The sequence below is a fragment of the Massilia sp. CCM 8734 genome (assembly GCF_011682155.1).
Taxonomy (GTDB): Bacteria; Pseudomonadota; Gammaproteobacteria; order Burkholderiales; family Burkholderiaceae_D; genus Telluria_A; species Telluria_A rubra.
This window is the reverse complement of record NZ_WHJI01000034.1, coordinates 1-18589: the sequence shown is the minus strand read 5'-3', so window position 1 is coordinate 18589 and position 18589 is coordinate 1. Positions and strand designations below refer to the sequence as shown.

Here is an 18589-nt window from a genome sequence, read left to right as displayed (position 1 = left end):
CATACCGAACTGCCGCGCCCATTACAATTCAGCTCCGGTACTGCGTCCGCCGCTCGAGCCTTTAGCCGCCTTCCCGGTCTCGTCATCCGAGGGCAGGCCCTTCACCAGGTCTCCCGTCTTGAGTTCTTCGACAGCGCTCGTCTTGTCCTGCACTTCCTGGATCAGCTTGAGCGCGGTTCTTTTTGAATCTGTGTAAACCGTCATGTCCTCGCGGGGACGCGTGATGCCGACATAGAATGCGCGCTCGCTCATCGCCTTGCCGCTGTCGCTGGTAATAAGCAGATTATTGTCCTGAGTCGTCCTTCCTTGGCTCCCATAGACCGTCATGGCATAGGCGTAATCAAAATGGGCGTCCGACTTCACGTTCTCCTTGAGCGTTACCTGTCCCGTTTTGGTGCTGAGCACGATCGCGTCACCGCTAATCTCGACAACCTTGCCTAGTGTGCCATTATTTACGCCCATTTCCTTATTGTTCCGTGTGAAGCGTAACTCGTCTCCGACCGCGAGGTTGCGCACGTCTTGGTCGTAGACCTCTACCTTTCCATGTCGTTCTGGGCTCCATTTCACTTGTCGGCCGTCTGAGGTTTCCAACGTGACCACATGTCCAGGCCTATCGACGCTTTTCACCGTTGCGTATTCGCCGCGTTCGACATCCAGGCTGCGGTAGTCACGTCCGAACCGGACGACCATTTTTGGCTCGTAATATGCCGTCGACCGCGTCTGCGCATCGGTGAAGTGGCTCGGCACCAGCACGTTACGCTCGATCTTGTCCGGCGCAATCTCCCCGCGATCCTGCAGGCCCTCGCGCACCAGGTTGTTGATGGCCTTGCGGTCATCGTTGAGCGGCACGATCAGCAAAGCATCGTGACGGTCATTCGGGTGTTTGTTAAGGATATCGCCAGCGGCCCGCGCGAGCAAATCGCCTTTGTCCTTGATCTCCACGATGCGTTGTTCCAGATGACCGAGTGCCGCGCCGTTCTCACGCCGCACTGCGGCGGCGACGGCCAGCTGCAGGTCCTCCACTTTTTGCCTGCTGATTTCCGTCATCTCAGCGCCGTGGATCCCGGCGCGCTGCAGCATCTCGAACGGCTTTCCCGCTTCCACAGCATTGAGCTGGAGTTTGTCGCCTACGAGGATCAGCCTGGCACCGGCGTTCTGCGCCATTTCCATAATCTTCGTCATTTCACGCTGACCGGCGAGCGACGCCTCATCCATCACCCACATTTCCTTGGCGCCGTCCGGTGCCTTCATTGAACGCGGCACTTCGACAGTCCAGGTGCGGTACTCGCTCCCCTTCATATCTATAGCACCAAACACCTCTATTTTTTCCGGCTTAGCCACCTCGACAGCCCGCCGGCCCTCGTCCAGGATGAATCGTGCGTTTGTCACGCTCTCGATGCCTGTTTCGTTTTGTAGCGTCAACGCCGCCTGGGCGCTCATTGCCATGCCTCGCACCGTGTAGCCCGATTCTTCGGCGGCGGAGCGCACTAGCTCGAACATGGTCGTCTTGCCGACCCCGGCATACCCCTGCAGGCCGACATAGCGATCCTCGGAACTGAGTGCAACACGAAATGCCTCTTCCTGGCCTAGAGTAAGCTTGAACGGCTCTCCAATGCCATTCGACTTGTGTGCCTCGAAAGCGGCGATGGCCGCATCCATCTTGGAATCGCTCAATACAGCCTTCACAGCGCCACGTCCGCTCTCAAGCATGGACAGCATCGCCTGCTCCCGGTCGAGCGCCTCCGTGGTCGTTATACGATCTTCTCCGACCGCCAGCGCGACTTTCTTCCCCAGCTTGTCCTCAAGCGCCGCGGAGACCTGGTCCGCCGTCACGCCGGCCCACGCTGATTCCTTGACGGCATGTGCAAGCGCCGTGCTCAGCACTTCGCCACGGTCCACAACGCTTTCACGCTCGGTCAGGTGGGCGATCGCAAAGCTCACGGCTTCTTCAACTTTAGCGTCCCTCGTCGCCGGATCGGTAGGCCGTTCGAGGCCGGCCTTGCGATCTGCCTCGATCTTGTCGAAGTCGACGCCGATGGCCTGTGCCCGCTCTTTCCATTCTTCGCGTAGGGCCCCGTGGTCGACGGTTGTTTTGGAATCGCGCGTGCGCAGCGCCGCATTCTCACGCTGGGCGGCATTTGCAGTCTCGCGCGTCAGCCCGAACTTTTCCAGCCGCTCCGCGATAGCTTGGCTGCGCTGGCTGAAATGCTCGACTTGCTCTCGGGTAATGCCGGCGATCTCCCAACGACCATCTTGAGTTGACTCCAGCCTGTACCCCTTTTCCCGGAGGTTTGCCGCGAGGGCGCTGTCGTAAATATTTCCGAGCAGTTTTTGGTTCTTGTAAATCAACTCGTTTGAGATCGAGCGCCAGTGCCCGCTTTCCGTCATCGTGGCGTTGGCTATCACCAGGTGTGTATGTGTTTGCGGGTCCAGATCACGGCTGGTCGTGTGTGCGAAGCGGCCTGCAACCACATTGCCCGTCTTTTCAAACCGCGTTTCGCCGGCCTCGGTGACGCGCGCACCGACCAGGTTCTTCTCGATGTATTCGAGGACCTTGGTGACGGCCGCCTCGTGGGCTTCGCGCACGTCCGCGCGTTCTCCCACTTCCGCAACGATGGACACGGACTTGGGCGCCGACAGGGTCACGTCGAAGCCGGGCCGGTGTTCTCTGATAAATTCGCCGTCTGCGTCCTTGCCGAGAATCTTTCCGAGCTTCTCTTCGCCCAGCTCGCCCGAAAGCACCTTGGCGAAGTCGGCCGGGTCGATGGGGCCGGACAGCCCAAGCGCCTCCGCCCCCTTGCCTGCCCACTCGGACATCGCCTTGTTTTCGTCTTGGCTGTAGTAATTGTCCTCGGCGTAGTAGCTTGCCGCGCTGGCTACGCTGGAAACGTTACTCATCGAGAGCATAGGGGATCTCCTCCTTCTCGATGAACGGATCAGCCACCAGCGCCCGCTTCTTGTAATCGAACTCTATTTTCATTACCTCATTGCGGCCGGCCAAACGAACATACCCGTGCATGTCCTCAAGGCCCTGGATCTCTGACGGTAGTACCAGTACGTTTTCCTCCCTACTCGTTGAGATCGTCACGCCGTCACGGGTAGAGTCCTGGCCGTAGCTGATATTCTCGTCTTTCTCAAAGATCTCCTGCGAGCCCAGGTTATTCGACACATACTCGGCGGTCTGGAAATCCGGAACGCACAGGGCGATACGGTTGCGCAACTGCGAAATGATGGTCTGCGCGTCATTGTCCCCGTAGCATTCGCGCATTTGGGCAATATTCTGATAGCCGAGAATGCAGCACATACCGTATTTCCGGCCCCGCGTGATCGCCTCGGTGAGCATGCTGATCCGGTTGAGCGACGTCAGTTCGTCGACGATCGGCCAGATCTGTTTGCTCTCGTTCGGCTTGCGCGACATGATCGCGCGCGCGGCGATGTCGATCCACGCTGTCAGCAGCGGCCGCATGGTGGCCAGCATGTCTTCCTTGGTGGACAGGAACAGCCAACTGTCGGAGCTGTCGTCCTGGACCCAGTCGCGGATCGAGAACTGGTTCTCAGGCGTACCGTCCGACAGGTAGCGCATCGCTTTGGCCGCCCGCACAACGTTCATCCGGATTCCGAGCGCGGTCTTTGCCGCATCCGGGTCCATGTAGACGGCGGCTGGCAGGTTCTTGACGATCTCCTGAATTTCTTTGAGGGTGAGCGTATTGACTACCTGGACCAAGTGCCGATTGGTGGCCTTACCGTTTTTCGCCAACCTGCTCATCAGATCCTCCAGCACCGCCTGCCCCCCCTCCTCCCAGAACGGCTCGCGTCGATTCATAATTGGAATGAAGGATTCCGCCAGGTTCGCATAGTCGTAGGGCTTACGTGCCTCATTCCACGGCGCCCAGTCGGGACTGCGCACGTCGAACGGATTGAGAATGACGTCCACTCCCTCGCGATAAAAGTGCTTAATATAGTCGCCGGTAGAGTCGAAGATGATGGCGCGCTGTTTTGTCGCCCGCAAGTCCTCCAATACTGATGAAATTGCTTGGGACTTACCGGTACCAATCGCTCCAGAAATCCCCACGTTTAGCGTTTCCTTGCCCTTTGGAATGGGAATGCCCGCCAAGCGAATCGGGCTTGCATCACCGCTCCTTTCCAATTCCTTGATTACGTCCTTGGCTTTCGCAAATATTGCACCCCTGATCACCACATCCTTTCCGACGTTCTTTCCGAATTGTCGCCATACCCAATTAATGAGAAAGAACAAGCCAACACCTGCCGCCAACGCGAACCAGAAACACCACCAAAGCTTGCGCTTGATATCGACCCATTCCGGCTGGGTCGATTCCAGAAGATCCGAAGCGCCCAACACGTAGACCCTTTTCAGTTCTCCTCGGTCGAATTCCATCTTTACCTTATCGGCTGGCTTCCCGGTGCGGACATTAAACTCGGCGACGATACGACCAAGCGTAATTTTGCCCTCGTCCTCCGATAAAGCCGCGTTGGCCGTAAAGACCCACGTCCCCACTGAAGTCAGAAGCGCGATCATGAAACTGAAAAATAGCGCACTGAAATACAAACCGTATTCATGGCGCATGATTTCCGCGCCGCGCGTGAATTGATGACGCGCCTCGTTCCTGGTGATGGTCATGATGCACTCCTTTCTGGAAACAGCCTGGTGAGTTCTTTGTCCGCCCATACGAGCGCGTCCGTGCTGATCTTTTCGGTCATGCTGACTTTCCCCCTAGCCAACTGCTCAACGATGTGGCGGATCGCCAGGGTCTGCCGGAGCATCTCCAACGCCGGTCCGGACTGGCTCGCCTCCTTGATCCTGGTCACGGTTTCGTCCACGGTTTCCGCCTGGATACCTTTGGCAAGCAGCTGCAGCGCGTAATCGGTCATTGTCATCTTGTGCAGCCCCGCTTGATGCTCGATCCATTTGCGGATGTCGGTCGGGAGCCGCAGGCTCAGACGGCGTTCATCTCTGAAATTCATGATTTCCCCTTTTGCATCAATGGTTTACCAATCTTCTAACCGCCTAGTGTCATACCGAGCGAAGCGATGTGTCATACGCGGGAACCCAAGCGCAGCGCGGGTTCCCGCTGCAACTGAAGGTTGCGTGATGTGTGAATCTAAGGAGGGGGCCACGGGGTTTCCCCGTGGCAACCACCCATCTTCCCCGCCCCTTGCTATGTTCGTCCACCAGGCCTGTTTTTCGGCCGGTGGCGGCATCTCCAAGGAACTTTAGGGATACGAACAGGATACGACAGGATACGACTATACTACAAATAGGATACGAAAAGGATACGAGGAGTGGATTTTGTACTAGAATGGCGTGGCAGGCTTACACAACGTGAGAATTGCCAGGCTGGAAAGGGATGCAGCGCAGTTGTACCCACAGGCGGTGGCGCGTCCTGGTGTAAAACTTTCACAGGCGGCACGCCTCCATGCGGCGATGGCGAACTGGGGTTGATTTGGCCAAACGCTATGCGAAGCGGAGGACCGCCAACCCGAGCCCACAGGGCCGAGTCCCGGCATTGTTGGGGTTTCGGCCCCAGAAGTTGCTTTTCCGGTCTTAAGAAGTCGCAATGCCTATTTCGCAGAAAGTTAGAACAATTCATGACCGTAGACATCGCAAATTATTTCGCCCAACTTAACGACAAGAAGGGAAAACTGGAACGCTGGGAAACCGACATTTTTCAGTTACACCACGCCGGCGTGTCTTATCAGAATATCGCCGACTTCTTGAAACTGAATGGGTCGGAATCCACCAAAATGGAGGTCTATCGTTTTATTCATCGAAAAAAGCGGCGGCATCTATTGGTCGACAAACCCGTGATACCAACCGAGCAGGAATCGGTCCGCAGGAGTATTCCATCAACATCAGAAGCCCCGGTTGAATCGGCAGTGCCGAAACCGGACCATCAAGAAAACCAGAGCCGACCCAAATTCAAGTTCAGGGAAAGCATGGGTAAAGAAAAAGCCAAATGGTAAGGGACTGAAATGAAAACGAACCAGGTACATTTTATTTTGCAAGGTAAGGGTGGTGTCGGAAAGTCCTTTATTTCAGCCATCCTCGTTCAGTATTTTCGTGATCGAGCAGGCGCTGTCAAGCCATTCGACACGGATCCGGTTAATGACACCCTGTCGCAGTACAAGGGGTTCGAAGCCAAGCGGGTCAATATTCTTAACGACGACACCAACAATATCGACGCCCGAGTATTTGACACTCTAATGGACGACCTGTTTTCGACCGAAAACGTGTGTGTGGTAGACAATGGAGCATCGACCTTCGTCCCGCTTATGGCATACCTAGTCGAGAACAAGGCGATTGAAGTTCTGCAGTCGGCCGGCAAGGTGGTATACGTGCATTCCGTGATAACGGGCGGCCAGGCCTTCGACGATACCCTGCAAGGGCTGTCGCTCATGCTAGAAAGCCAGAACGCACCCGTTGTCGTCTGGCTCAACGAGTTCTACGGCCAGGTTTCACGGGACGGCAAGACGTTCGCTGACTCTGCCTTGTATAGGGACTATGCGGAGCGCATTCGCGGAGTCGTCCGGGTCGAGAAGGGCAACGCGGACACCTTCGGCAAGGACATGGAAATGCTGGGCAACAACAAGCTCACCTTTGATGAGGCGATGCACTCACCGCTGTTCGGCATCATGCCCCGCCAGCGTCTGAAAATGGTCCGGGAGGCACTCTATGGCCAGCTCGATGAAATCGGGTTCTGATATGAAGAACCAGGGCCAGTTGCCGCTCGCCAGCAAAAAACAGGAACCACAACTCGGCCAGGTCGGTGGCAAGGTGGACGCCGCCAAACGCCAGGCCGACAAGATCGAGGATCTGTGTGCCGAGATCTACCGGCTCACCGGGCATAAGGTGACCAGGGACGATCCGATTCTACTCGCCGCCCTCTTCCAGTCCGAGCTGATCAACAAGGCCGGCGAAAACGCCGCCTCACTGTTTCAAGATACCGTCGCCAAATCGGTCGCCCAGCTGGCCGAGGTGGTGAAAGAGGAGCGCGAACAGGCGGCCAGCCTCGACAAGTCGGTGGCGAACGCCTTCCAGCATATTGCTGACGGCGCAAAAAAAATGGGCGAGCAGGAGCTGACCGGCATCCAGGGCAAGTTTGCACGGATGGCGAGCGATACCCTCGACCAGGTGCGGCGCGAAGCTTCCGCCAGGGCACCTGGGGGCCTGTGGTGGAAAGCGTCGGCCGTCTTTCTGGTGGGCGCGCTTGCCGGTCTCGCCGGCGGTTTCACCGTCGGCAAGAGCCTTGCGCCCAAGCTGTCCGACGACCAGGTCAGGCTGATGCACAATGGCATGCTACTCGATGGCACCTGGTCAAAGTTGCCGAAGCCGGCCCGGGAGCTGTTTGGAGTTGCGCCGAAAGGGACTGACGTGCCGACCGGACAAGCAAAGACGGGCAAGTAATGGCCGCCTCCGTGGTCGACCTGCTTGCCAGGCGTCGCGTCTTCTGCCGGTTTCTCGCCTCGGCGTCGGCCGCAGCAGCCAGGGCACTTGCGGACGGCCACACCGTCGCCGTCTGGGATGGCGAAAAGCTGTACAGGCTGTACCCCGATGGCCGCCGCGAATCCATTCACCAGGATGTCGATGATGAAGCCCCCGAAAGGCCCTGAAGGAACAGTGCCCCCAGTCATGGCGGTCATTGCAGGTCTCCATGGTGCCGGCAAGACCACTCTGCTCGAGCAGCTGCTGGTGGAGGGAGATTTTCCGGCGCAGGTGGTAGTGGATGGCCTCGATGGGATGGAGGCGCTTGACGCCTCCATGACGCGCTCCATCGCCCTGAACCAGTCAATAGCGGTCGAGACGAGCCTCGATCATGCCGGCGTCGTCCAATGGATGATCAAGGCGGCCGAGCGCGGCTTTGCGGTGGAACTGGTCGTGGTAGGTGTCGATAACGATCAGCTCCTACTCGATCGACATGCCCGCCGCCAGGACAAGCGCAAGCTGATCGACGCGGTGCGGCGGATGTCGTCAGCGGTCGACAACGCCCGCCGTGTCGTCGCGATCGACAACAGCACCGGAACCCCGTTCGTGGCGGCGACGATCGAGGCCGGCGAGGTGAAGATTCTCGACGCCAGGCCGACGTGGGTGGCACAGCGCATCCTTGCGCCGCGCCTGGCGCGCATTGCTTCGTTCAAGGCTGTGCGGACAATGTACCAGGCGATCGCCGCCAATGCGTCGATCAGTCCGATACTGCAAGTCAGTGGTGCCGGTGCCGCTATCTCCGTTGGCAAGGTGGTTGCCGTCAGCGAGTTTCACGTCCTGCAGCAGATCGGCGAGGCACTTCACATTATTCATGATGTCAGCCTGCTAGCAACCGGTGGCGCGGGCTTGGCGCTCAACGCGGTTGCCACCATCATGTACAGCCTCCCGGAACATGCTGGCGCCGAGCGAGGCCTCTGCCAGCATCAAGACCAGTCGCAGGAACGTTAGCCTGGTCGGAGTCGTGCAGCGCGAGCGACGTTATGGTCTCCGAAGACGCCTTTTCTCGGGGTCGTCCTACTTTCGCGCGCGAAAGTCTGGACACCGGTCAATAACCGATCACGTGCCGTTGGGCAACAGCACGCATCGGATGGCCTACGGTTTCTAGATCTACTGGCATACCTCGCACTCGTCATCCGGATCCTGCCGAATCGGGCAGACTTGAAGGGTAGCGGAATCGTCAACCCTGACGTCGGTATGCCCCGCAGCTGCTCCGAGCCACTTAAATAGTACCTCTTGGTGGTCGAAAGATTGAGCGCCAATGTCCAGCTCTTTCTGCTTTCTCGCGATCATCTCGCCCCATATCGTGGCAAGCTTGCGCAAGTCGGGTCCCAGAACGTAATCAACCGGAGGATGTACGCGGCGGCAGTCGTTGATGGCTTTTTCCAGACGTGCAATTGTGATGATAGTCATATTTATCTCCGACAAGAAATAACTTCAGCCCACAATTGAACGTGGGCTGCTCCGTTTAGACGGCGAGACCACGCTCAACGCGAACGTTCGTGCAACGTTCAGCAATGTGGTGACGCAGGTTTTCGACCAGCAGTTCTCCGCCGCTACGCTCCACCGTGCCATGCATCCCACGCACGATCCGCATCACGTCCGATTCCAAAGACTGAGCGACGCTATCCGAAAAACCCTTGATGAACGCTTTGGGATTTTCGATATCCCCTGACTCGATCAGTTCAAATGCGACAGTCTCGTGGTCCGCATAACCGAGGGCATCGAGCAGCTTGGCGTAGGCATGCCCGATTAAGTAGGAGCCGGACTGGCGCGCCTTGATCAACTGGGCAAAATTCTGTGCAATTCTTTCCACACACAGAAAGCCACGCTTGGCAGTGACCAGTACGTACAGTCCGTGGGAGAAGTAAACCGCCAGGGCAAATTCAAGTCGCTGCTGTGGCAGGACTTCTTTTGCGAGTCTCCAATGCAACCCGCGACCATCCATATCCACGCCAAGGGACAATGTTTCCCGGCTGGCCGTCCTGAGTTGTTGTCCTACGCTGTGCTCAATAGTGTGCATGATTTCGATCCTCTCCTAAACTGGGCGTCAATCTCGACGCCCCTTCAATATTCGTTAACGCAGTCTTTTTGTGCGCAATGAAAATTTAACCGTGAAATTCGTCTTCAAAATATTCGTCGGGAAAGTCGCAACCAGCTGGGCAGCATCCCATCTGAATTCCGTGGCAGCAGTAACCATCGTTGGAGTTGTCGATGGCTACCTGCTCACATTGCTGAGCCGTCTGATAATCAAATTCATCAATTGCGATCGTCAAAGCATCTGGCAGCTCATGGTAGGGAAGCAATTCCATCGCCCGGTCAATGTCAGCGCTTAGTCGACGGATAAACTCGTCGTGGGATAAGCCGCATCCTTGACGGTTAGCATGTGCAGACTTCTCGCAGAGCATGCGCCACTGGGCCTTGTCCAGACCCTTTGCGTGGCGTTCCTGTCCCTGGCACCACCAAGAGGCCAGCATCAATTCGTCATCGAACAGCACCGGCATAGTGTGGATGCCGCGCGCCGCATCAGTCATTCCGTCGGCTTCGGCGAACCGAGCGACCCACTTCATAAGATCCGCTGCAGCTTGTAGGCCCAACAATTGCTCGATCCGTGCATTTGCCAGCATTACCCGAGTATCCAATCCACGCATAATCGCCTCCCTGAAAAGTCCACCACTTTCACTCAACCCATGTAAGTATTATAGGCGGCTTGCTATTGACCGTCAATAGACAAAAGTATAACTAACGCAGATTTACCACAAATATATCGTGTTGAAATAGCAACACTCGTCCAGCTGAGCACAAGCGGCCCGAAGGGCAAAATCTTTGTGGGTATTCGAAGCCGGCTGTGGCACTTGAAGTAAAACGTGCCGAAGTAGTGGGGCATGCTGGCGGCTCGACCCGCCTTCGCTTACAAAGTTTTAGCGGGCAGTCCGCCGCCTTCTTTTGTACCCGCACGCATCACGTCCACCATTAGCCCCATCCTAAAGACACGCCGTAAAAGCGTGCGTACTCGGCGTTGTCCGCGAGCCGGTACCGCCGAACCGCTCTCGGGTAAGCAGCTGAAGTTACTCTCTAGTGCCTAATCCCCGCCTCGGGCGCGACCGGAACGATGCCAGATGCTGCCGGACCACCTTGTCCCTTCCCTCTTTCGCAACCGCCCCCGTGCAGCGACACGTGTGTACGCTTGATTCCTGACCGGAACGCCGCCTCTACGGCTTCGGCCGTCGTGCCGCACGGCTGCGGGCGGCGCCCGTTCAGCAGGTCATAGCAAGCGCTGCAACCGTACGTCACTGGCGTGTCCGGCGCTTTCAGGCCCATGCCTTGCCGTCCATGAGGTAGTTGGTGTGGCAAAGCACGGTGGTGCCAGGGTCACGGTTGCAGATACCAGGCAGGCAGATCGTGCACGCCTGGTCGCGCGCGTCTTGGCGCGGTCCTCGCGGTCCTGCTTGGCTTTCTTGGCCTTGCGCTCGGCTACCACCAGTAGCACAGCACAGTCAGGCGAGCACACGCGCGCCATCGTGTTCGATGGCGTGAATCGTTCTTTGCATGTGGCGCAAGTTTTCGGGCGCGGCCCCTTGGCCGGTTTCGGCTCGGCGCGCTTTACCTGGACGCCGGCGTAATCAGCAGCGGGCGGGCATCGGAGGAATGCTGTGCGCTTGAGCGTCATGCGGCCGCCCGCATTGCGGTGATAACTTTCTTGGCGACCAGCGGCCCTACAGCATTCCCGAGCATATGAATGGCATCGGCGTGCTTCTCGGGCAGACAGTAGTCGTCAGGGAAGCCCATCGCGGCCCGACATTCCTGCTTCGAGAACATCCGCATGCGGTCGCCGTCAACGATGGCATGACGGTCTCGGGTCGTTATCGTGCCAACAGGCCGGCTGATCGAGCGCCCGCCCTTCTCGGCGCCGTAGTAACTGCTGATGAAGCGGTCGCCGTGCAGGCGACGGCCAGCGGCCACACGCGCCAAGGTATTAGGCGCGCGCCCTGGTTTTTCGATTGGCTGCCATTTGCCGGCGCCGAAATCGATAAAACTGCTGGCCGGCACATGCTCACCCTTCTCCAGGTTGAGCATGATCGGGTGCGCGGCGCGCGCGGCGACGATGAACAGGCGCTCGCGGTGCTGCGGCGTGTCGCAGTCGGCGGCGTCAACGATCATCGGGGTGAGGCAATAACCCAAGGCGCCCATGGCCGCGCACCATGCTGGGTACAACGTCCATTTTGTGAACTCGGGCACATTTTCAATGATGGCGAACGCCGGGCGGTGATACTCGGCGGCCGATACGACTGCCCAAGCGGTGGAGCGGCTGGCGTCGTGCTGCGGGTTGCCGTTGGCCTTGCCGCGCGCCTTGCTGTGGCCTTGGCAGCATGGGGACGCCAGCAGCAAGTCGTGCGCCGGCACGTCCTCCCAGCGGGTCTGGTGCAGGTCTTGGCACGCGTGCGCGGCTCCGGGGTGGTTCTGCGCATGGATGGCGACAGCGGCCGGCCAGTGGTTCGCGGCCCACACGACTTCGATGCCGGCCATGTGCGCGCCAGTGCTGAATCCGCCGGCGCCGGCGAAAAGGTCGATTGCTTTCATGCTGTTGCTCCAGTCAGGTGAGCGCCGGCGCGACGGAAGTCGGGCCAGATGGTGGCGGTGGTCATCTCAGTCTCCACAGAAGCATGCGATAGCCTCTTCTTCGTCGAACATATCGTCCTGGTCGCGAGCGTAATCCTGCATCTGCTGATAGCTGGGGCGGTCGCTGCGGAAACGCGCGCCGCTGGGCTTGGATGCCAGACCGATAGCCTCCTGTGCAGCCCACCAGATTGCCCTGGATGGCTTTTCCTTGATGAGCGTGAACACCTGGTTTGCGCCCTTTAGAAAGCAGAGGTCGCAATTTCCGTGCATCGTCACGCCGTTGTTGTTGTTGTGCAATTTCAGGTCGAACGGCTGTGCGCGCCAGAAATTCCCCACATCCTTTTTCGTCACGCCCGCGTCAGCCAACGGCAAGATCATCGTTTCCTTGACGGTTTCTGGCGATGGCCTTGCGCGGATTTTGGATACGCGGCGCTGCTCGTCGGCCCGAATGCCGACCATCTGGTCCCAGCCGTCGCCATCCTTCCAGCCCAGCGACTTGAGGTGCTTGTGCATGGCGCGAATCTTCAACTCAACCGTGCAAAAGCGCGTCACCGGGTTCGGCAGGTACTGGCGCTTTGCGATCAGCGCGGCGAATGGTTCGCCGTTGCGACTAGCTGTGTTGAAGTCGACCAGCGCATACCCGGCTTCGTCGGCGCGGTATTCGACCCAGCGGATCGGCACGTTCCAGGCGCTGCCGCAGTCGCGCACGAACTCCAGCGTTTCTTCCATCTCCTTGCCGGTGTTAGCGAAGCAGACTTCGACGCCCTCGGGCAGCTTCCCGTCATTCGCCTGCAACACGCGCCACAGCATGTACGCAGAGGTGCGCCCCCCCGAAAAGCTGATCGCGGTCAGACCGTCGATCTTGAATGGATCGATTGCTTTCATGCTGTTGCTCCAGTCAGGTGAGCGCCGACCCGGCGGAAGTCGCCCCAGGTGAAGGCGCAGGGGAACGAGTTTTCGTAGAGCCGGCTGTGCACGCGCGCGCCGACGAACTGCTTCAGGCCGTCGAGCGCCTGGTTGCTGATCGCCACAATCGGCTTGCCCTCGTTGAAGCGGCGGTTAATGATTTCGGTCAGCAGCAGGTCGGCGTCTTCGCTCCTGCGGATCGCGTCGATTTCCGTCTCGGAGCTTTTGCCGTCGCGGGTGCCGTAGGTCGATTGGACCTCGCTGATCATGCCGGCCGCGGTGAATTTGTACCCGCACGCATCACGTCCACCATTAGCCATCCTAAAGACGCGCCGTAAAAGTGTGCGTACTCGGCGGTGTCCGCGAGCCATTACCGCCGAACCGCTCTCGTTAAGCATCAGAAAGCTACTTTCTGATGCCTAACGCCCCGCCTCGGGCGTGATCGGAACGATGCCAGGTGCTGTCGGACCACCTTGTCCTTTTCTTCTTTTGCAGCCGCCTCGCGCGCGGTTGCATCGTCGTAGTCCGATACCCAAGCGAGCAGCTCACTCTCCGCCAATGTTGCGCAGATGGCGCGAAGCTGCGGAAACACCTGAACATTTCGTGCGAAGACTTCGGTGCAGTAGCGGGAAATACCTTGTCCATCTGTCCACGTACGCGTCTTCAGCCTGCCTTCGATATACACTTCGTCGCCCTTCGATATCCTGTTGCGCACCTGCTCAGCACACTCGCCCTCAAGTATGGCCAAGTGCCATTCCGTGTGCTGCCTTCTTTTGCCGGGAGCGTACTCATCGCCCTCATCAATGGTGGTCAGGGCCAAGCGGCACGCCAGCCTGCCACCAGGTGCGCCATTCCACCTCGGCTCTTTGCTCAGTCGCCCCTTCAACGTTACTGTATTGATCATTCCCATGACGAGACCTCGATTCTTTGGTTCGGGAATTAGATTTTCCGATGACTGATTTCCGAAAAATCCCCGCGACGCTACGTATTCCTAACCAGCCAACCGCTGGCTATTCCTTGAAGCGTAAATGCGCTGGTAGCGTGCCAAGACAGCCGCTTCCATTGCCAGCAGAGATTGGTATTCCGCTTGGCGATCCTCCCGCTTTTGCTTGTCCTCGGAATCGGCCGGGGGGCCACCGTATACCATCGCCATCTTTAGCCCTTCGATAGAGTTAATTCTCCAGTAACGAACAGAATTACATGAGTACATGACCGATCTCCTAAGCGAAAACATCCCGACACCGACGAATTCCAGCCCATCAAAATCACTAACCTGGAAACCATCTATTTACCGAACCCATGTAAGTATTATAGGCGGCTTGCTATTGACCGTCAATAGACAAAAGTATAACTAACGCAGATTTACCACAAATATATCGTGTTGAAATAGCAACACTCGTCCAGCTGAGCACAAGCGGCCCGAAGGGCAAAATCTTTGTGGGTATTCGAAGCCGGCTGTGGCACTTGAAGTAAAACGTGCCGAAGTAGTGGGGCATGCTGGCGGCTCGACCCGCCTTCGCTTACAAAGTTTTAGCGGGCAGTCCGCCGCCTTCTTTTGTACCCGCACGCATCACGTCCACCATTAGCCCCATCCTAAAGACACGCCGTAAAAGCGTGCGTACTCGGCGTTGTCCGCGAGCCGGTACCGCCGAACCGCTCTCGGGTAAGCAGCTGAAGTTACTCTCTAGTGCCTAATCCCCGCCTCGGGCGCGACCGGAACGATGCCAGATGCTGCCGGACCACCTTGTCCTTTTCTTCTTTTGCAGCCGCCTCCCGCGCCGTGGCTTCGTCGTAGTCCGATACCCAAGCGAGCAGCTCGCTCTCCGCCAATGTTGCGCATCTGGCGCGAAGCTGCGGAAACACCTGAACATTTTGGGCGAAGACTTCGGTGCAGTAGCGGGCAATACCTTGTCCATCTGTCCACGTACGCGTCTTCAGCCCGCCTTCGATATACACCTCGTCGCCCTTGGCCAGCCTGTCGCGCACCTGCTCGGCAAGCCGTCCTTCGAGTACCGCCCTGTGCCACTCGGTACACCGGCGCGCATTGCCGGTGGAGTTGTCATCCTCGAACGCGGTGGTAGCCAGCAAGAGGCGGCAAGCCAGCGCGCCGCTTGGCAGCGTCCCCCAGCTGGGCTCTTTCCCAAGCCTCCCCTTCAATGTGACCTTGTTTATCGTGCCCATGATCGCTCGCCGCTCGCCTGTCAGTGCATCCACTTGTTCAGGTGGTCGCGCAGTTGGGAAGCGGCCGCGATCCCGGCGCAGTCCAAAGTGCGCTCGTAGGTGTTGCGCGACGGCCTGAGAATGAAGCCGGCGCGGCGTAGCAGCGCCCGCAACGCCTTGTCGGGCTTGGCCGTGAACCGGAACGAGATCGTCTGGGCGCTCGCGTCCTCGCGGTAATGGTAGTCCTCCTGGTCGATGCTCACGTTTATCCGATCCATGGACTCCAGTTCGCGTGCCATGCGGCGCAGCACCACGATCTGCTGGTAATTGGTGCGCAGCTTGTACTCGGTGTGGAAGGCGCAACGGTTCTCGCTGTCGGGCTGCAGGAGGCGAGCCACTGTGGAGTCGGCATACCCGAGGCGTTTCAGGCCCTTGGCGTTTCGGTTGCGCACCAGCGTATTTAACTTGCGCATCCGCTCGCGCACCGCTTCCGGCTTGGCCAGCCTTGCGGCAATCAGATCGGCAGCATCCTGATGCGCGTCCAGTCTCGCCACGCCACCGCCCGGTATTGTCAAAACGTCAAATTGAGTTCGCATGATCGATCCTCTTTACTTTCGCGCGCGAAAGTGAGCGGCGGGTACGCCGCCGCTCACCTACATGGAATTGCCCGGCACGGTGCCGGGCCTCGGCACTACTCGGCCCGCATCGCTTCCGGCAACCACGCCACGTTGGCGAGGGCGCGTTCGGCTGCGTCCGCCGCCGCCGCCTTCTTCATCTTGTCCAAGGGGACTGCCGCCTCGGGCGAGACTGCCTGCGTTACCACGGCGACCATGCGCTCCTTGGAGACATGGCCGAAGTAGTCACTGGCCGTAGCCTTCCACCACTTCGACATGTCCAGCTTGAGGCCCTGGGCGAGCGTGACGAACTGGGGATTACCCCCTTCCCTCTGCTGGGTGGCGTCCAGCGTGCTCGCGACGCAGAACGCCATTAATTCCATCACCACGGCGGTGGGCTGGTTCACCAGCCATTCCAGCCAGCCGCACCCGATTTTGTCGTCTGGAAGGCGCGCCAGCAGCTGCTCGCGGCGCTCGTGGAACGCCTCGGCGGCGCGGCTCTTCTTCGCCACCTCGGCCAGCGTTGGCTTGGTGATGCTGATCTTCGCCAGCGTGCCATCCGAATAGACCGGCAGGACCTTGCGCATGAGGGTATAGGTCAGGTAGACCAGCGCGATGTCGCTCTGGTCCATCATCTCAGCTTGCAGGGCGGCCGTACGCTGGGACGTCAACTCATGCGTAAGCCGGTCGGAATGGATCGACTTGACGCGGCGCGGTGCCGAACCGGTGTCGGCGTCGTCGGCCAGCTTGACCATCTTGCTCTTGTCCGAAGGCCGGATGACGTCCCGCTTGACCTCGACGTTGCCGTAGTCGTCCAAGGTGACGACAGCCCCGGCCAGCGCCTTGTCGTCGGCGTTCGGGATCATGGCGCGGGTCTTGTAGATGGCGCGCTGCTCGGCGTCGAGCGCGCTGCGCTCATTGTCCAGACGGTCGTATTCGTCCGCGTCGTCTTCCTCGTCAAGCGCTTCCATGGCTTCGTCCAGCAGGCTGATTTTCTCGTCCAGTTCGGCCACACGCGCTTGCTGCTCATCTGTGAGTGCGCTCTGTTTGGTGCGTACGCTGCCGAAGGCAGACAGTTCTGAATGATCGGCGCGGGGCACGATTTCAACCCAGCCGAAGCCTTCCTTCACCAGCTTGGCGCGCTGTTTTTCCAGCTTCGCCAGCGCGAGCCGTTCCAACAGTGCGACGTCGGCGATGTAGCCGTCGTTCGCGTTGCTAAACAGGTCGCGGGTCACGACCCCTCCAGCTTTCTCGAACGCTTCCATGCCGACATAGCGTGCCAGCCGGTCGGAACGCACGTTGACCTGCTGCGCGGTCAGCAGACGGCGCAGGGCGCTGGAATGGCGGCTATGGTTCGGCAGGCTGTCCCACGCCTGTTCCTGGGCGGCGTGGTCGTCGGTGATCGCCAGCGCCTGCATTTGATCGTAGCTGGCTTGCTCGTTGCGATACAGGTCAAGCAGGCGCGGCGCGATGTTGGCCAGCTTGAGGCGCTTCTTGACCGTGAGCGGATCGAGCCGGAACAGGAGCGCGATATCGTCCACCGACTTGCCGCGCTTGGACAGTTCCATCATCGCGTCGTACACATCGGCTGGATGCATGTCCTCGCGGCCCGAGTTTTCCGCAAGGCTGATCGCGACGGCTTCGTCCTCGGTCACCAGCAGGTAGGGGATCGCGTAGTCATCCGGGAAAACGCCCTCGGCGATCAACTCGCCCAGCGAGATCAGGCGACGGCCACCGGCGACGATTTCGATGATGCCAGTCTCCTTGCCATCGACCACTTGCGTGAAGCCGACGAGGTTTTGCAGCAAGCCCTGCGCCGCGATCAGCGCCTTTAATTCGCTGATATCGGTGTTTTTCTTCCGGACGTTAAGTTTGCTGCGGACCATATCGCAGAGAGGTGCCGTTCGGATCGTCGAGTGCTGTGTCAGTTCTGCGATAGCCGAGGCGATGACATTCAGGTGCGGGACGCCATTGGCGAAAGGGGTGTGAATGGTTGCGAGTTGCATATACTGCTCCTAAAGTCTGACTGGTTGGTTTCACGGCCGCTGCGCGATCTGCTCATCCCGCTACGGCCCTGCTGTCGGTCCACTTGCTCCTTGCGGAGCGAAAGGCAGCACTTGGACCAAGGGTGCTGCCTTGCTGCTCTAGTCCAGCGCGGCGCGAATAATTCCTGCGTCCGGGTGCTGAAAAATGTAAAGGGAGAGGAGCTGGTACGCGATGCGGAATGTCGCGCTGCTTTCAACCATCGAAAGATGGCTATAGGCCGATGCGCAGGCGATGATCCCGGCCGTGTCGGCGCTAACCTCGTGCGCGAAGCCGTTTTCGCATGCCAGGTCAAATGTCCTGTAGGTACGTGGTGCCATGAAGAATGCACCATTGGACAACGTGTAGTAATTCCACTGGTCGCCCACATGGTCGTCGGTCATGCCACGCATCATCTCGTGGATCGTTCGTACCAAGACCGGGTGACGGTCGCCAGCGATTTCCGGTAGGCATTGCAGGCGCTCGCCCTGATGCTCGACCAGCGTTTTTGCAATAATCCCGATTGGTAGCCGTGTTTTCAGGTGCTCATTGACGATGGCATGCATGTTGGTTTCCTTAAGAAGTTGATCAGGTGAAAGGTTCGGAAATCGATCCTCTTGCTCGAACTCTCTCGCTCCCGCCTGGGCGGGCGGGGGGTGGGAAAGCCCTGCCCTCACGGGCAGGGTTGGGATGGGTGGGGTCCAAGGCAGCGAGGTAACGGGCCGCTGTATCTAGCCCGTTCCGTCGTTTATCCCCAAGCAAGCCCCCC

At 58.9% G+C, this 18589-nt stretch carries 20 protein-coding genes; 5 read left to right on the top strand and 15 right to left on the bottom strand.

Features of this window, described 5'->3' with window-relative positions; all coding sequences use genetic code 11:
• Window positions 1–21: 21 nt before the first annotated feature.
• From mobF to F2P46_RS25495, 3 genes are read right to left on the bottom strand one after another with little or no spacing between them, the layout of a single operon-like run.
• Window positions 22–2907: a MobF family relaxase gene (mobF, locus tag F2P46_RS25505; RefSeq protein WP_166895539.1), complete on the bottom strand. Its 2886-nt coding sequence runs from the start codon at window positions 2905–2907 to the stop codon at window positions 22–24.
• On the bottom strand, window positions 2891–4639 hold the full coding sequence (locus F2P46_RS25500) for a type IV secretion system DNA-binding domain-containing protein (protein WP_166895537.1): 1749 nt from the start codon (window positions 4637–4639) through the stop codon (window positions 2891–2893). Before F2P46_RS25500 ends, mobF begins: the two co-directional genes overlap by 17 nt.
• A complete protein-coding gene (locus F2P46_RS25495; protein ID WP_166895535.1) occupies window positions 4636–4983 on the bottom strand; it encodes a hypothetical protein in 348 nt (115 codons plus the stop codon). The genes F2P46_RS25500 and F2P46_RS25495 overlap by 4 nt, the downstream gene beginning before the upstream one ends.
• 624 nt (window positions 4984–5607) lie before the next feature.
• On the opposite strand from F2P46_RS25495, the gene F2P46_RS25490 reads away from it, so the two are divergent.
• From F2P46_RS25490 to F2P46_RS25470, 5 genes are read left to right on the top strand one after another with little or no spacing between them, the layout of a single operon-like run.
• On the top strand, window positions 5608–5982 hold the full coding sequence (locus tag F2P46_RS25490) for a hypothetical protein (RefSeq protein ID WP_166895533.1): 375 nt from the start codon (window positions 5608–5610) through the stop codon (window positions 5980–5982).
• 9 nt (window positions 5983–5991) lie between these two features.
• Entirely contained in the window at window positions 5992–6720 is a 729-nt protein-coding gene (locus F2P46_RS25485) for a conjugal transfer protein TraL (RefSeq protein ID WP_166895531.1), read from the top strand.
• Entirely contained in the window at window positions 6692–7423 is a 732-nt protein-coding gene (locus F2P46_RS25480; RefSeq protein WP_166895529.1) for a hypothetical protein, read from the top strand. Before F2P46_RS25485 ends, F2P46_RS25480 begins: the two co-directional genes overlap by 29 nt.
• Window positions 7423–7629 carry a hypothetical protein gene (locus F2P46_RS25475; RefSeq protein WP_166895527.1) on the top strand — a complete coding sequence of 69 codons (207 nt, stop codon included), beginning with the start codon at window positions 7423–7425 and terminating at the stop codon, window positions 7627–7629. Before F2P46_RS25480 ends, F2P46_RS25475 begins: the two co-directional genes overlap by 1 nt.
• Window positions 7630–7648: 19 nt before the next feature.
• A complete protein-coding gene (locus tag F2P46_RS25470) occupies window positions 7649–8449 on the top strand; it encodes a hypothetical protein (protein WP_166895525.1) in 801 nt (266 codons plus the stop codon).
• A 159-nt stretch (window positions 8450–8608) separates the two neighbouring features.
• On the opposite strand, the gene F2P46_RS25465 is transcribed toward F2P46_RS25470, so the two are convergent.
• The 12 genes from F2P46_RS25465 to F2P46_RS25410 form a co-directional block, all read right to left on the bottom strand.
• The gene (locus tag F2P46_RS25465) at window positions 8609–8911 is read right to left on the bottom strand and encodes a DUF3717 domain-containing protein (protein ID WP_166895522.1); all 303 of its coding nucleotides are present in this window, start codon (window positions 8909–8911) and stop codon (window positions 8609–8611) included.
• A 55-nt stretch (window positions 8912–8966) separates the two neighbouring features.
• Window positions 8967–9521: a hypothetical protein gene (locus F2P46_RS25460; RefSeq protein ID WP_166895520.1), complete on the bottom strand. Its 555-nt coding sequence runs from the start codon at window positions 9519–9521 to the stop codon at window positions 8967–8969.
• 85 nt (window positions 9522–9606) lie between these two features.
• On the bottom strand, window positions 9607–10125 hold the full coding sequence (locus F2P46_RS25455; protein WP_166895518.1) for a hypothetical protein: 519 nt from the start codon (window positions 10123–10125) through the stop codon (window positions 9607–9609).
• 684 nt (window positions 10126–10809) lie between these two features.
• On the bottom strand, window positions 10810–10995 hold the full coding sequence (locus F2P46_RS38870; protein ID WP_368737958.1) for a nuclease domain-containing protein: 186 nt from the start codon (window positions 10993–10995) through the stop codon (window positions 10810–10812).
• A gap of 169 nt (window positions 10996–11164) precedes the next feature.
• Window positions 11165–12079, bottom strand: coding sequence for a DNA cytosine methyltransferase (locus F2P46_RS25445; protein WP_166895516.1), 915 nt, complete (start codon window positions 12077–12079; stop codon window positions 11165–11167).
• A gap of 66 nt (window positions 12080–12145) precedes the next feature.
• The gene (locus F2P46_RS25440; protein ID WP_166895514.1) at window positions 12146–13003 is read right to left on the bottom strand and encodes a phosphoadenosine phosphosulfate reductase family protein; all 858 of its coding nucleotides are present in this window, start codon (window positions 13001–13003) and stop codon (window positions 12146–12148) included.
• Window positions 13000–13293, bottom strand: a complete 294-nt coding sequence (locus F2P46_RS25435) for a hypothetical protein (protein ID WP_166895512.1) — start codon at window positions 13291–13293, stop codon at window positions 13000–13002. The genes F2P46_RS25440 and F2P46_RS25435 overlap by 4 nt, the downstream gene beginning before the upstream one ends.
• 128 nt (window positions 13294–13421) lie before the next feature.
• A complete protein-coding gene (ssb, locus tag F2P46_RS25430) occupies window positions 13422–13928 on the bottom strand; it encodes a single-stranded DNA-binding protein (RefSeq protein WP_229509463.1) in 507 nt (168 codons plus the stop codon).
• A 773-nt stretch (window positions 13929–14701) separates the two neighbouring features.
• On the bottom strand, window positions 14702–15205 hold the full coding sequence (gene ssb, locus F2P46_RS25425) for a single-stranded DNA-binding protein (RefSeq protein ID WP_166895508.1): 504 nt from the start codon (window positions 15203–15205) through the stop codon (window positions 14702–14704).
• Between the two features lie 20 nt (window positions 15206–15225).
• A complete protein-coding gene (locus F2P46_RS25420) occupies window positions 15226–15780 on the bottom strand; it encodes a hypothetical protein (RefSeq protein ID WP_166895506.1) in 555 nt (184 codons plus the stop codon).
• 95 nt (window positions 15781–15875) lie between these two features.
• Complete coding sequence (locus F2P46_RS25415; protein WP_166895504.1) at window positions 15876–17804, bottom strand: ParB/RepB/Spo0J family partition protein; 1929 nt, start codon at window positions 17802–17804, stop codon at window positions 15876–15878.
• Between the two features lie 138 nt (window positions 17805–17942).
• A complete protein-coding gene (locus tag F2P46_RS25410) occupies window positions 17943–18386 on the bottom strand; it encodes an antirestriction protein (protein WP_166895502.1) in 444 nt (147 codons plus the stop codon).
• Between the last annotated feature and the right edge of the window lie 203 nt (window positions 18387–18589).

Coding starts and splice junctions, on each gene's coding strand:
- F2P46_RS25440 (WP_166895514.1), bottom strand. CDS start 13,003: ATGAAAGCAATCGATCCATTCAAGATCGACGGTCTGACCGCGATCAGC.
- F2P46_RS25455 (WP_166895518.1), bottom strand. CDS start 10,125: ATGCTGGCAAATGCACGGATCGAGCAATTGTTGGGCCTACAAGCTGCA.
- F2P46_RS25410 (WP_166895502.1), bottom strand. CDS start 18,386: ATGCATGCCATCGTCAATGAGCACCTGAAAACACGGCTACCAATCGGG.
- F2P46_RS25485 (WP_166895531.1), top strand. CDS start 5,992: ATGAAAACGAACCAGGTACATTTTATTTTGCAAGGTAAGGGTGGTGTC.
- ssb (WP_166895508.1), bottom strand. CDS start 15,205: ATGGGCACGATAAACAAGGTCACATTGAAGGGGAGGCTTGGGAAAGAG.
- F2P46_RS25445 (WP_166895516.1), bottom strand. CDS start 12,079: ATGAAAGCAATCGACCTTTTCGCCGGCGCCGGCGGATTCAGCACTGGC.
- F2P46_RS25470 (WP_166895525.1), top strand. CDS start 7,649: ATGGCGGTCATTGCAGGTCTCCATGGTGCCGGCAAGACCACTCTGCTC.
- F2P46_RS25465 (WP_166895522.1), bottom strand. CDS start 8,911: ATGACTATCATCACAATTGCACGTCTGGAAAAAGCCATCAACGACTGC.
- F2P46_RS25495 (WP_166895535.1), bottom strand. CDS start 4,983: ATGAATTTCAGAGATGAACGCCGTCTGAGCCTGCGGCTCCCGACCGAC.
- ssb (WP_229509463.1), bottom strand. CDS start 13,928: ATGATCAATACAGTAACGTTGAAGGGGCGACTGAGCAAAGAGCCGAGG.
- F2P46_RS25460 (WP_166895520.1), bottom strand. CDS start 9,521: ATGCACACTATTGAGCACAGCGTAGGACAACAACTCAGGACGGCCAGC.
- F2P46_RS25435 (WP_166895512.1), bottom strand. CDS start 13,293: ATGATCAGCGAGGTCCAATCGACCTACGGCACCCGCGACGGCAAAAGC.
- F2P46_RS25420 (WP_166895506.1), bottom strand. CDS start 15,780: ATGCGAACTCAATTTGACGTTTTGACAATACCGGGCGGTGGCGTGGCG.
- F2P46_RS25475 (WP_166895527.1), top strand. CDS start 7,423: ATGGCCGCCTCCGTGGTCGACCTGCTTGCCAGGCGTCGCGTCTTCTGC.
- F2P46_RS25415 (WP_166895504.1), bottom strand. CDS start 17,804: ATGCAACTCGCAACCATTCACACCCCTTTCGCCAATGGCGTCCCGCAC.
- mobF (WP_166895539.1), bottom strand. CDS start 2,907: ATGCTCTCGATGAGTAACGTTTCCAGCGTAGCCAGCGCGGCAAGCTAC.
- F2P46_RS25500 (WP_166895537.1), bottom strand. CDS start 4,639: ATGACCATCACCAGGAACGAGGCGCGTCATCAATTCACGCGCGGCGCG.
- F2P46_RS25490 (WP_166895533.1), top strand. CDS start 5,608: ATGACCGTAGACATCGCAAATTATTTCGCCCAACTTAACGACAAGAAG.
- F2P46_RS25480 (WP_166895529.1), top strand. CDS start 6,692: ATGGCCAGCTCGATGAAATCGGGTTCTGATATGAAGAACCAGGGCCAG.